This window comes from Brevundimonas sp. PWP3-1b1, from assembly GCF_049896065.1.
Taxonomy (GTDB): Bacteria; Pseudomonadota; Alphaproteobacteria; order Caulobacterales; family Caulobacteraceae; genus Brevundimonas; species Brevundimonas intermedia_B.
Genome location: NZ_JAFCTO010000001.1, coordinates 1,715,644 through 1,728,135, shown reverse-complemented (window position 1 = coordinate 1,728,135; position 12,492 = coordinate 1,715,644). Strand labels below are relative to the sequence as shown.

The following is a 12,492-nucleotide window of genomic DNA, read 5'->3' as shown; positions in this document are numbered from 1 at the left end:
GAGAACCCCACCCTGATCGGAACACCCATGTCGCAATCCTGGCTCGTCGCCGCCCTGACCCTCATCGTCTCCACCGTCGCCGCCCCAGCCTTGGCCCAGGCTCCGGGAGCCGACGTCGATGAGCGCCCCGATCCGGCCGTGGTCTGTCATGTCGGCGTCTATCGGCTGGAAGACGGCAGTTGGATGGATGTTGCGCCGCTGGCGGACAAGGGTCTGCGTTGGCGTCGGCTGGATGGGACGACGGCCAGGATGATGCCGGGCGCCCAGGGGGAATGGGTCAGCACCCTGGGATCCACCGCTCGCGTCGAAGGGCCTCAGCCGCAGTTGGCGTCCTGCGAAGAGGGCCGGATCATGTTTGAGGGCCAGACCGGCCGCCGTCTGGTGCAGGACGTGCGCGAGACGACCTTCGTCGGCCAAAGCGGGACGCTGCTGAAAGGGCGGCTGATCCTGCCGCCCGGCGACGGGCCGGCGCCCATCATGGTCGAGGTGCATGGGTCGGAGGGCGCCAATGCGCTGGATTTCAACGCTTTTCAGCGGTTCGCTCCGGCGGAGGGCGTAGGCGTTTTCGTCTATGCAAAGCGGGGCTCGGGCGGGTCGGAGGGGCGGTACACCCAGGACTTCCATATCCTTGCCGAGGACGCCGCCGCCGCCGTGGTGGAGGCCCGTCGGCTGGCCGGAGACCGGGCGGGCCGGGTCGGCCTGCACGGCGCCAGCCAGGGCGGCTGGATCGCGCCGCTGGCCGCCAGCCTGACGCCGGTGGACTTCGTCACCGTGGGCTTCGGCTTGGCCTATGGCGCGCTTGCCGAGGACAGCGACCAGGTGGTGCAGGACCTGAAGACCAAGGGGTGGGGCGCCGATGTGCTGGAACAGGCCCGCGAGATCACCGATGTGACCGGGGCTTTCGTCGCCTCGCGCGGGGCGATCGGCTTTGGTGGTCTGGAGAGCGTGCGGGCTAGGTATCGCGCCCAACCGTGGTTCGCCGACATCAGGGGCGAGTTCACCGGATTGCTGCTGAATACGCCGAACGAGCAGATCGTGGCCATGGCGCCGACGCTCGATGTCGGAACATCGTGGGATTACGACCCGCTGCCGGTGCTGAGCCGCCTGGACACGCCGATGCTTTGGATACAGGCCGAGGACGATACCGGCGCGCCGCCTGAGGCCACACGCCGACGCCTGATCGATCTGGCGGCCCAGGGGCGGCCGGTCACCCTGCTGGAATATCCCGACACCGACCACGGCATCGTCCGGTTCGAGACGGCGCCGGATGGCAAGCGCACGTCGATCGGTTACGCCCCCGGCTATTTTCAGGCCGTATTGGATTGGGCGCGAAGGGGATGGCTGGATGGCGACTACGGCAAGGGTCGTGTTTTGGCGCGCGCGCATTGACCGGGCGATTGACCCGCGACCTGCGTGCGATACGAAGGCGGGATGCGTCTGCCCCTGATCCCGCACCCAATTTCGCCCCCCGCCGGGCTGACGCTGGAGGTCGAGGCGCGGCGGGCGGGGCGGGTGTTGAGCCTGGAATATGTCCTGGCCGGGCCGGTCGAGAGGGTGTGCTGGCCGCAGGCGGCGGCGCGGGAAAGGACCGATGAGCTGTGGCAGGCCACCTGTTTCGAGGCGTTCGTGCGGACGGCCAGCGGCTATGTCGAATATAATCTGTCGCCGTCGGGGGCGTGGGCGGCCTATCGGCTCGACGGCTATCGCGAGGGGATGCGGGCGCTGGAGGTCGCACCGCCCTTCATCGTGACGCGGATGGCGCCGGGGCGGTTCGGACTGACGGTCGATGTGGAACTGCCGGAGGATGCGACGGGCGCCGTCGGGCTGACGGCGGTGATCGAGAGGCTGGACGGGGCGATCGCCTATTGGGCCCTGGCGCATCCATCGGATAAGCCGGACTTTCATCATTCCGACTCGTTCGCGCTGGAACTGCCATGAATTTCGGTCTCGACCGCCTGCTGTCCGACGACGCCCTGAGGGCGCAGCTGAAGGGGCGGCGTGTCGCGCTCCTGGCGCATCCGGCGTCGGTGACTAAGGACCTGAGCCATGCGGTGGACGCCCTGGCCGCCTGTCCCGAAATCGCGCTGACCGCCGCCTTCGGGCCGCAGCACGGGATGAAGGGCGATCTGCAGGACAATATGATGGAGAGCCCGGATTATCGCGATCCGGTGCACGGGTTTCCGGTCTTCAGCCTGTATGGCGAGGTGCGGCGGCCCAGGGACGAATGGATGGAGACGTTCGACGTCGTCCTGATCGACCTTCAGGACCTGGGGTGCCGCATCTACACCTATGTGACGACGCTTCTGTACGTGCTGGAGGCGGCGGCGAAACGCGGCAAGTCGGTGTGGGTGCTGGACCGGCCCAATCCGGCGGGGCGGCCGGTCGAGGGGCAGACGCTGAAGCCCGGCTGGGAGAGTTTCGTCGGGGCGGGGCCGCTGCCGATGCGGCACGGGATGACGATGGGCGAACTGGGCCTGTGGTTCATCGACCAGTTCAAACTGGATGTGGATTACCGGGTGGTGGAGATGCAGGGCTGGGCGCCCGAGACGGGGCCGGGCTTCGGCTGGCCGCTGGGCGAGCGGGCCTGGGTCAATCCCAGCCCGAATGCGCCGAACCTGTCGATGGCGCGCGCCTATGCCGGTACGGTGATGCTGGAGGGGGCGACCCTGTCGGAAGGGCGGGGCACGACCCGGCCGCTGGAGCTGTTCGGGGCGCCGGACATCGACGCGCGGGCGGTGATCGCGGAGATGCGGGCGCTGGCGCCGGAGTGGCTGCGCGGCTGCACCTTACGCGACATGTGGTTTGAGCCGACCTTCCATAAGCATGTCGGCCAGCTGTGCAGCGGGGTGCAGATCCATGTCGATCACCCCGGCTATGACCACGCCGCCTTCAAGCCGTGGCGGGTGCAGGCCCTGGGGTTCAAGGCGATCCGGCGGCTTTATCCCGACTACGACCTGTGGCGTGATTTTCCGTATGAGTATGCGTTCGGGAAACTGCCCATCGATGTGATCAATGGCGGACCGGGGCTGCGGGAGTGGGTGGACGACGCAAGCGCCACGCCTGCCGATCTGGATGCGGCGACGAAGCCGGATGAGGCGGCGTGGGAAGAGGCGCGGCGGCCGTTCCTGCTGTATTGAGGATGGCTGACATTCAGCCCTCTAATCTCGTCATCCTCGCCCTTGTGGTGAGGATCCATACTGCCGGTTTTCCCGTTCGTGACTTCTGTCCAAGCACCGGGAGTCTGGATCCTTGGGACAAGCCCAAGGATGACGGTGAGTGTGGGAAGCCAGCGAGATCGCTATAACCAAAATCTATTGTGCATCTGCAAATAAGTGATTGGGCTTATTTGTTGCGGTGCGGTAGGGAGAAGGCCTCCCAACCACCCTGCATTGGATTTTCCCGCATGGCCTTGATCAACACGACCATCAAACCCTTCACGGCCGAGGCCTACAAGAACGGCAAGTTCCTGACGGTCACGGACGCCGATGTCGCGGGCAAGTGGGCGATCTTCTTCTTCTATCCGGCCGACTTCACCTTCGTGTGCCCGACCGAGCTGGAAGACCTGGCCGATCACTATGACGCGTTCCAGAAGCTGGGCGTCGAGATTTATTCGGTGTCGACCGACACCCACTTCTCGCACAAGGCCTGGCACGACTCGTCGCCGGCCATCGGCAAGATCAACTACACCATGCTGGGCGACCCTTCGGGCCAGGTGACCAACAACTTCGACGCCATGCGTCCGGGCGTGGGCCTGGCCGACCGTTCGACCTTCCTGGTCGACCCGGACGGCGTGATCCAGTTCACCGAGACGACCTCGGAAGGCATCGGCCGCAACGCCGCCGAGCTGCTGCGCAAGGTCAAGGCCGCCCAGTACGTTCGCGCGCATCCGGGTGAAGTCTGCCCGGCCAAGTGGGAAGAGGGCGAAGCGACCCTGGCCCCGTCGCTCGACCTCGTCGGCAAGATCTAAGACTGAACGCCTATCGGGTCCGGCCTTCGGGTCGGACCCACCCGGCCGCCTCCCTGTCTCATGGGGGCCGGACGCTATCGCGCAAGCCTCGCCGGGATCGGCTCGAAGGCGGCGCGCCACCCCTGAAATTCGAGGACTGCCCCATGCTGGACGCCAATCTGAAATCTCAGCTTGAGGGCTACCTCAAGAACATCGTCCATCCGGTCGAACTGGTCGCCTCTCTGGGCGCCGGGCCCAAGTCGATCGAGCTGAAGACCCTGCTGGAGGAGATCGTCTCGGTCTCGCACGGCAAGGTCGAGATGGGCCGCGACTATGACGACGAGCGCCAGCCCAGCTTCCTGATCCGCAGGAAGGGCACGGATATCGGCGTGCGCTTCGCCGGGATCCCGCTGGGCCACGAGTTCACCTCGCTGGTGCTGGCCCTGCTGCATGTCGGCGGCCATCCGTCCAAGGCGGCGCAGGAGCTGATCCAGCAGATCAAGGACCTGGACGGCGACTATGTGTTCGAGACCTATTTCTCGCTGTCGTGCCAGAACTGCCCCGACGTGGTGCAGGCCCTGAACCTGATGAGCGTCATCAACCCCCGCATCAAACACGTCGCCATCGAGGGCAGCCTGTTCAAGGACGAGGTGGACGAGCGCAAGATCATGGCCGTGCCGACGGTCTTCCTGAACGGCGAACTGTTCGGCCAGGGCCGGATGGAGCTGGAGCAGATCGTCGCCAAGATCGACAGCGGCGCCGAGGCGCGCGCGGCCGAGAAGATCAAGACCAAGGATCCGTTCGACGTGCTGGTGATCGGCGGCGGTCCCGCCGGGGCGGCGGCCGCCATCTATACGGCACGCAAGGGCATTCGCACCGGCATCGCGGCCGAACGATTCGGCGGCCAGGTGCTGGACACCATGGCGATCGAGAACTTCATCTCGGTGCCCCATACCGAGGGGCCGAAACTGGCGGCCCATCTGGAACAGCATGTCCGCGAATATGAAGTGGACCTGATGAACCTGCAGAAGGCGGCCAAGCTGGTGCCGTCCAAGGTTCCGGGCGGTCTGCACGAGGTGGTGCTGGAGAACGGCGCCAGCCTGAAGTCGCGGACCGTGATCCTGGCCACCGGCGCCCGCTGGCGCCAGATGAACGTGCCGGGCGAGGAGCAGTACAAGAACAAGGGCGTGGCCTATTGCCCGCACTGTGATGGGCCGCTGTTCAAGGGCAAGCGGGTCGCGGTGATCGGCGGCGGCAACTCGGGCGTCGAGGCGGCCATCGATCTGGCGGGCATCGTGGCCCATGTGACCCTGATCGAATACGATAGCGAACTGCGGGCCGATGCGGTGCTGCAGAGGAAGCTGGCGACCCTGCCGAACGTGCGGATCGTCACCTCGGCCCTGACGACCCAGGTGCATGGCGACGGCGAGAAGGTGACGGGCCTGTCCTACAAGGACCGCAACTCCGACGCCCATCATGACGTCGATCTGGAAGGCATCTTCGTTCAGATCGGCCTGGTGCCGAACACCGAATGGCTGAAAGGCGCCGTGGGCCTGACGGCGCGCGGCGAGATCGAAGTGGATCATCGCGGCGAGACGTCTCAGCCGGGCATCTTCGGCGCAGGCGATGTGACGACCGTGCCCTACAAGCAGATTGTGGTTGCCATGGGCGAGGGCTCCAAGGCGGGGCTGGCGGCCTTCGACTACATGATCCGCACCGTGCCGGCGGAACAGGCGGTCGAGGCGGTCGAGGCGGCGTAGGCCGTCTCTACCTCACCGAAACAGCGCCCATCCCGCCAAGGCTGAAAGGGCCAGGACCACGGCCGCAGCATAGCGGCTTTTCCAGAACCAGACTGCTGCGAAAGCCGTCGCAAAGATCAAGATCGCGATGGGGACCGACGGTGCGCGCTGGAGCGTCGTCAGTCCCAGCTGGAGACTGGTGGCCGCAATGATGCCGACGACGGCGGCGGCGACCCCGGCCAGCACGCGGTGCAGGCGTTCATCAGCGACGACTGCTTCGAGCCGCTCGTAGAAGATCATCGAAAAGGCGAAGGCGGGCAGGAAGACGCCGGCCGTCATCGCCAGGGCGCCCACCCATCCGCCCGCGACGAAGCCGACGAACGTGCAGAAGATGACCAGCGGCGCGGGAATGACGCCGGCGAAGGCCAGGCCGTCCAGGAAGGTTCCGTCGTCGATCAGGCCGCGTCCGACGGTATCCTCGCGGACATAGGGAATGGCGGTATAGGCGCCGCCGAAGGTCAGGAGACCGGCCTTCAAACCGGTCCAGAGCATGGCCCACGCGGTCGGATCGGCGGGTGGCGCGGCGCCGTGCGCGTCCATGGGTGTCGTCCAGGGGTGAAGCGCCACGGCGGCGGCAAGCGCGATCGCCATAACGATGACGGCGGGGATGCGCCGTCCGGCCTTGATTAAGGCATAGGCCGCGCCGCCGGCGATCAGGACGATCCAGAAGCCGGTCTCCGCCAGGGTGGCGACGAAGCCGATGGCGGCGACGGCCCAGAGCCAGCGATCCTCAAGGATATGCGCGCCGATCTTGTGGACCGCGCGCATGACGACCGCCACGACCGCCGACTGCACGCCCAGGAAGGCGCCGGCCAGCAGGCCCATGACCGGGGTCAGCGACACATAGGCCCAACCGATCCCAAGCATGATCAGGAAACCCGGCAGCATGAAGCCGAGACCGGCCAGCAGACCGCCGATCCGGCCCCTGGCGCGCATGCCCAGATGCACGCACAGCTCGTGCGCCTCGGGCCCTGGCAAGACCTGAAGGACAGCCAGAAGCCGATTGAAATGGGCGCTGGACATCCAGCCTTCCTGATCCACCAGATCGCGGCGGATCATGGCGATCTGCGCCACCGGCCCGCCGAAGGCCAGAAGACCGAAGCGAAGGAAGCGGAGAAACAGGGCCGCGTAGGACAGGGAGGGCGGGGAGGGCTCTTGATCGCTCAAGGTCACAGGCCGTGCTCCAGTTCACACCCTTCGGTGCGGAAAAAGGAGCGGAGCTTGGACGCCCAGGGCGACTGATCGGGCGTCCGCATGGCCCGGTCCGGCAGCCTAGTGCCGATCCCAGCCTGTTCCAAGCGTCGTCTGAATCAGGCCGCCTCCGCGCCGGTTACGCCGTCTGCGGGATGCGTGCGATCACTTTGATCTCGAAATCGAACCCGGCGAGCCAATTTACGCCGACCGCCGTCCAATTCGGGTAGGGCGCTGAAGGAAAGGCGCGCGCCTTGGCGGCCATGACCGTGTCGAACTGATTTTCAGGATCGGTATGGAAGGTGGTGACATCGACGATGTCGTCCAGGCCCGCCCCGGCCGCCGCCAGTACGGCTGTCAGATTGTCGAAGGCCAACTGGACCTGGGCGGCGAAATCCGGCTCGGGCGAGCCATCCTCGCGGCTGCCGACCTGGCCGGAAACGAAGAGCAGGTCGCCGGAGCGGATGGCGGCGGAATATCCATTGATGTCGTAGAGGGCCTGACGGCCGGCAGGGAAGACGGCGTCTCGCGTGGTTGGGGCGGTCATGGGGCAGTCCTTGATTTTCATATCCAGGCGCGGCGTTGATATACGCTGCGTATGTGAATAGATCGGACGATACGCCGCGTATGTCAAACTTACATACGCATCGTATGTTAATGCGGAGATGGATTTGGCGACGCGGTCAGAAAAGGTCGAGGAAACGAAGGCGCGGCTTGTCTCAGCGGCCCGCCAGGCCTTTGCGACCCAAGGCTATGCAGCGGCGTCGATGGACGATCTGACCGCCGAGGCCGGACTGACGCGCGGCGCGCTCTATCATAATTTTGGTGACAAGAAGGGCTTGCTACAGGCGGTGATCGACCAGATCGACGCGGAGATGCTGGTGCGGATGCGTGCGGCGGGCGAGGGGCTGCCGCCCTGGGACGCCTTCGTTGCCGAGGGTGTCGCCTATATCGAAATGTCGCTGGAGCCGGAAATCCAGCGCATCATGCTGCTGGACGGACCGGCGGTGCTGGGCGATCCCTCGCGGTGGCCCAATCAGACGGCGTGCCTGCGCACCACGACCCAGTTGATCCAGGCGCTGATCGACGATGGAATCGTCAAGCCGATGAATGCGGAGGCCGCAGCCCATCTGGTGAACGGCGCCGCGTTGAACGCTGCCTTGTGGGTGGCCGCAGCCGATGAGCCGGAGAGGGTCTTTGAACGCGCCGTAGACGCTTTCCGGCATCTTGTCGGAGGGCTGTTGCGGCGGGTTTGAAGCTCAGACCGACTTGGCTTTCGCGGCCTGAACCCAAGCCCTGGTCAGGCCGGCTTTTCTTCCAGACGCTTGTCCAGATAGGCGCCGACGCGGCGATCGACGGCGCTCATGTGGTCCTGCCAGAAGTGGCTCGCGCCTTCTTCCAGTTCGTAGTCGATGATGATGCCCTTCTGGGTGCGCAGCTTGTTGACCACGCGCTCGACCTCGACCGGAGGCACGACGGTGTCGGCCGTGCCGTGCAGGAACAGGCCGGACGCCGGGCAAGGGGCCAGGAAGCTGAAGTCGTACATGTTCGACGGCGGCGAGACCGAGATGAAGCCGTCCGTTTCCGGGCGGCGCATCAGAAGCTGCATGCCGATATAGGCGCCGAACTGATAACCGCCGACCCAGGTCTGGCTGGCGCCGGGATTGTTCGTCTGAAGCCAGTCGAGGGCCGTGGCGGCGTCGGCGAGTTCGCCGATGCCCGAATCGAACTCGCCCTGTGACTTGCCGACGCCGCGCGAATTGTAGCGCAGGGTGGCGAAGCCGCGCTGCTGGAACAGCTGGTGCAGGGTGACCGTCACCGGGTTGTTCATATGCCCGCCCGCCTTGGGGTGCGGGTGCAGGATCAGCGCGATCGGTGCGTTCGGGCGCTTGCCCGGGGAATAGCGGCCTTCGATGCGACCGGAGGCGCCGGGCAGGATGACTTCAGGCATAGGGGCTCTGGAATCCGTTCAACTGTCATTTCGCAGGTGCGTAATACTTGACCAAGGAGGTGGGACTTTCTAAGTCCCTCCGCAAGCACGCCGCCTTCGCGAAGGCGCGGGTTCTAGCACAAGAGCCCCGAAAAGCGCGCAATTTTTGAGGCTGCAATATGCGTCTGTCGACCAAGGGACGATACGCCGTGATGGCGATGGCCGATCTGGCCAAGAACGGACGCGGCGAGAGCGGCGAAATCCGGGCGGTTTCGCTGGCCGAGATCGCCGCGCGCCAGGAAATTTCGCTGAGCTATCTGGAGCAGTTGTTCGCCCGGTTGCGCAAGAGTGAGCTGGTCAAGAGCGTGCGTGGACCCGGTGGCGGCTATCGCCTGGCCAAGACTGCGCACGAAACGGTGGTGGCCGAGATCGTGCTGGCGGTGGACGAACCGATCCGCGCGACGCGCTGTGTGGCGCACGGGTCGCCCAAGGGCTGCATGCTGGCCGGCGAACGCTGCATTACCCACAATCTGTGGGAAGACCTGGGCGACGAGATCCATCGCTATCTGGCCGGGGTGTCGCTGGAGGATGTGGTGATGAACCGCACGGGCCAGCGTCGCCGCAATGTCGAACCGCCGCAAGCTGTGGGGGTGGCGGCATGACCGGCGTCTATCTGGATTACAACGCCTCGGGCCTGGTTCGGCCGGAAGTGCAGAACGTCATAGCGCGCGCCCTGGCCGACAACGGCAATCCGTCGGCGGTCCATGCCGCCGGACGGCGGGCGCGGGCGCGGGTGGAGACGGCGCGGGCCCAGGTCGGCGATCTGGTCGGCGCCGATCCGACGGCGGTGGTGTTCAACAGCGGCGGGACCGAGGCGAATGCGCAGGGCATCGCCAGCGCCCTGGCGGCCGGATGCGAGCGGTTGATCGTGTCGGCGACCGAACATCCGTGCGTGGCGGAGGCTGCGGCGAATGCGGGTGCGCCGGTCGAGGTGTTGCCGGTCGATGCGAACGGCGTGGTCAATCTGGATTGGCTGGCGCAGGCGCTGAGCCGTCCGGGCCGTGCCGTGGTCGCCATCCATCATGCGAACAACGAGAGCGGTGTGATCCAGCCGGTGGTCGAGGCCGCCGCCCTGGTGCGGGCGGCGGGCGGCTGGCTGCATGTCGATGCGATCCAGTCGGCGGGCAAGATCCCGGTCGATATGCGGGCGCTGGACGCGGACAGCCTGACCCTGTCGGCGCACAAGCTGGGCGGGCCGCAGGGCGTGGGGGCGTTGATCTTCAAGGAAGGCGTGTCGGGCGTGCGCATCCTGCATGGCGCCGGACAGGAGCGGGGTCTGCGCGCCGGTACCGAGAACGTGCCTGGCATCGCCGGGTTCGGCGTGGCCGCAGACTGCGCCGTGCGGGATTTGGAGAAGATGCAGTCGCACGTCGGTTGGCGCGACGCCGCAGAGGCGAAGGTGAAGGCTGCTGGGGCGACCGTTATTGGCGGTGACGCCGAACGCCTGCCCAACACCCTGTTCATGGCGGTCGAGGGTTGGGATAGTCCTCAACAGTTGATCACACTCGATCTGGCTGGGGTCATGGTGTCGGCGGGCTCGGCCTGTTCGTCGGGCAAGGTCAAGCCGTCCAAGACCATCAGCGCCATGGGATTGAACGCTCTGGCGACCGGGGGCGTGCGCGTTTCCGGCGGCTGGGGAACGATTGAAGGTGACTGGGTGCGGTTCGCCGACGCCTGGATCGCCGCCTATACGAAGCACAAGGCACGCGCCGCCGAGCGCGTGAGAGAGGTCGCCTGATGGCCGCCGTCAAGGAAACCATCGACGCCGTCGCCGCGCTGGAAAAGTACGAGCACGGCTTCACCTCGGACATCGAGACGGAATACGCGCCGCGCGGCCTGAGCGCCGAGATCGTGCGCTTCATCTCCGAGAAGAAGGGCGAGCCAGCATGGATGCTGGAATGGCGTCTCGCCGCCTATGAGCGCTGGCTGGCGATGGAGGAGCCGACTTGGGCGGCGGTGAAGTACGAGCCGGTCGATTACCAGTCGCTGTTCTACTATGCCGCACCCAAGCAGAAGGAAGGACCGAAGTCTCTGGACGAGGTCGATCCCGAGATCCTGGAAATCTACAAGAAGCTGGGCATCCCTCTGAAGGAACAGGAGGTGCTGGCAGGGGTGCAGGGCGCGCCGCGCGTCGCGGTGGACGCCGTGTTCGACTCGGTCAGCGTGGTCACCACCTTCAAGGAGGAACTGGCCAAGGTTGGCGTGATTTTCATGCCAATTTCCGAGGCCTTGCGCGAATATCCTGAACTGGTGCGGAAATATCTGGGGTCGGTGGTGCCGGTCTCGGACAACTATTTCGCGGCGCTTAACAGCGCGGTCTTTTCGGACGGGTCGTTCGTCTACATCCCGCCGGGCGTGCGCTGCCCGATGGAGCTGTCGACCTATTTCCGCATCAATGCGTCACAGACGGGCCAGTTCGAGCGGACCCTGATCATCGCCGACAAGGGCAGCTATTGCTCCTATCTGGAGGGCTGCACCGCGCCGATGCGCGATGAGAACCAGCTGCACGCGGCCGTGGTCGAGATCGTGGCTCTGGACGACGCCGAGGTGAAATATTCGACGGTCCAGAACTGGTACCCCGGCGACGCCGAGGGCAAGGGCGGCATCTACAACTTCGTCACCAAGCGCGCCGACTGCCGGGGCGATCGGTCGAAGGTCAGCTGGACCCAGGTCGAGACCGGTTCGGCCGTGACGTGGAAATATCCGTCCTGCATCCTGAAGGGCGACGACAGCTCGGGCGAGTTCTACTCCATCGCCATCACCAACGGACATCAGCAGGCCGACACCGGCACCAAGATGATCCATTTGGGCAAGAACACCAAGTCGCGGATCATCGCCAAGGCGGTGTCGGCGGGGAAGTCGGACTCGACCTATCGTGGCCTGGTCTCGGTGCATCCTAAGGCGACGGGGGTGCGCAACTTCACCCAGTGCGACAGCCTTCTGATCGGGAAAGAGTGCGGCTCGCACACCATCCCCTATATCGAGGCCCGCAACGGCTCGGCCCAGCTGGAGCACGAGGCGACGACGACGCGCTTGAGCGACGACCAGATGTTCTACGCCCAGCAGCGCGGCCTGTCGCAGGAGGAGGCGGTGGCCCTGCTGGTCAACGGCTTCGTCCGCGACGTGATGCAGAAGCTGCCGATGGAGTTCGCCGTCGAAGCGCAGAAGCTGGTGGCGATCTCGCTTGAGGGGAGTGTGGGATAGTGACCGATCTGCATACGCTTCGCGCTCGCGTCCTGCGGGACCTTGAGACCTACGACATACAGTCACCGCATCCTGACGCGCTTGGCTCCCCACTGCCGCGCCAATGGTTCGAGGAAGGGCTCACCGAAATGCGATCCGCGTTAGTCGAGCCATACCTTGCCGAGGTCCAGGACTACGACCAAGCCCGCGGCGGAGCTTTCACTCGGCCCGTGCCGATTGTCGCTGATGACGGCGACAAAATGCTGCTCGCCTACGATCCGCGCGACGATGCCGATTTTGCGCTCGTTGGACGCGAAGGCGACTCCCTGAAAATCTACAGCATCCGCGGCGACGCCGTCGGCTGCTTCCTGTCGCGTTAAGGC

13 protein-coding genes are annotated in these 12,492 nt (G+C 65.7%); 10 read left to right on the top strand and 3 right to left on the bottom strand.

From position 1 onward, the window contains the following. Positions 1–27: 27 nt before the first annotated feature. From ACP69V_RS08520 to ahpF, 5 genes are all read left to right on the top strand, one after another. Complete coding sequence (locus ACP69V_RS08520) at positions 28–1,389, top strand: alpha/beta hydrolase family protein (protein WP_426023476.1); 1,362 nt, start codon at positions 28–30, stop codon at positions 1,387–1,389. Between the two features lie 42 nt (positions 1,390–1,431). Further along, positions 1,432–1,938 (top strand): DOMON-like domain-containing protein, encoded by a 507-nt coding sequence (locus ACP69V_RS08515; protein WP_426023475.1) that lies wholly within the window; start codon positions 1,432–1,434, stop codon positions 1,936–1,938. Then, on the top strand, positions 1,935–3,137 hold the full coding sequence (locus tag ACP69V_RS08510; protein WP_426023474.1) for an exo-beta-N-acetylmuramidase NamZ family protein: 1,203 nt from the start codon (positions 1,935–1,937) through the stop codon (positions 3,135–3,137). The genes ACP69V_RS08515 and ACP69V_RS08510 overlap by 4 nt, the downstream gene beginning before the upstream one ends. A 266-nt stretch (positions 3,138–3,403) precedes the next feature. After that, complete coding sequence (gene ahpC / locus ACP69V_RS08505; protein WP_425984075.1) at positions 3,404–3,967, top strand: alkyl hydroperoxide reductase subunit C; 564 nt, start codon at positions 3,404–3,406, stop codon at positions 3,965–3,967. A 143-nt stretch (positions 3,968–4,110) separates the two neighbouring features. Then, positions 4,111–5,706, top strand: a complete 1,596-nt coding sequence (gene ahpF / locus ACP69V_RS08500; RefSeq protein WP_426023473.1) for an alkyl hydroperoxide reductase subunit F — start codon at positions 4,111–4,113, stop codon at positions 5,704–5,706. A gap of 12 nt (positions 5,707–5,718) precedes the next feature. On the opposite strand, the gene chrA is transcribed toward ahpF, so the two are convergent. Further along, positions 5,719–6,918, bottom strand: a complete 1,200-nt coding sequence (gene chrA / locus ACP69V_RS08495; RefSeq protein WP_426023472.1) for a chromate efflux transporter — start codon at positions 6,916–6,918, stop codon at positions 5,719–5,721. Positions 6,919–7,075: 157 nt separating this feature from the next. Then, on the bottom strand, positions 7,076–7,483 hold the full coding sequence (locus ACP69V_RS08490) for a RidA family protein (protein ID WP_426023471.1): 408 nt from the start codon (positions 7,481–7,483) through the stop codon (positions 7,076–7,078). Positions 7,484–7,607: 124 nt separating this feature from the next. On the opposite strand from ACP69V_RS08490, the gene ACP69V_RS08485 reads away from it, so the two are divergent. Continuing rightward, positions 7,608–8,192, top strand: coding sequence for a TetR/AcrR family transcriptional regulator (locus ACP69V_RS08485; protein WP_426023470.1), 585 nt, complete (start codon positions 7,608–7,610; stop codon positions 8,190–8,192). A gap of 44 nt (positions 8,193–8,236) precedes the next feature. On the opposite strand, the gene ACP69V_RS08480 is transcribed toward ACP69V_RS08485, so the two are convergent. Next, positions 8,237–8,887 carry an alpha/beta hydrolase gene (locus tag ACP69V_RS08480; protein WP_135195434.1) on the bottom strand — a complete coding sequence of 217 codons (651 nt, stop codon included), beginning with the start codon at positions 8,885–8,887 and terminating at the stop codon, positions 8,237–8,239. Positions 8,888–9,045: 158 nt separating this feature from the next. Here ACP69V_RS08480 and ACP69V_RS08475 point away from each other — a divergent pair, with 158 nt between their 5' ends. Genes ACP69V_RS08475 through ACP69V_RS08460 form a run of 4 tightly spaced genes read left to right on the top strand, consistent with a single transcriptional unit; the run spans position 9,046 to position 12,489 of the window. Next, on the top strand, positions 9,046–9,528 hold the full coding sequence (locus tag ACP69V_RS08475; RefSeq protein ID WP_426023469.1) for an Rrf2 family transcriptional regulator: 483 nt from the start codon (positions 9,046–9,048) through the stop codon (positions 9,526–9,528). Further along, entirely contained in the window at positions 9,525–10,664 is a 1,140-nt protein-coding gene (locus ACP69V_RS08470) for a cysteine desulfurase family protein (RefSeq protein WP_426023468.1), read from the top strand. The genes ACP69V_RS08475 and ACP69V_RS08470 overlap by 4 nt, the downstream gene beginning before the upstream one ends. Further along, positions 10,664–12,130 carry a Fe-S cluster assembly protein SufB gene (gene sufB, locus ACP69V_RS08465; protein ID WP_426023467.1) on the top strand — a complete coding sequence of 489 codons (1,467 nt, stop codon included), beginning with the start codon at positions 10,664–10,666 and terminating at the stop codon, positions 12,128–12,130. The genes ACP69V_RS08470 and sufB overlap by 1 nt, the downstream gene beginning before the upstream one ends. Next, a complete protein-coding gene (locus ACP69V_RS08460) occupies positions 12,130–12,489 on the top strand; it encodes a hypothetical protein (RefSeq protein ID WP_426023466.1) in 360 nt (119 codons plus the stop codon). Before sufB ends, ACP69V_RS08460 begins: the two co-directional genes overlap by 1 nt. Positions 12,490–12,492 lie beyond the last annotated feature (3 nt).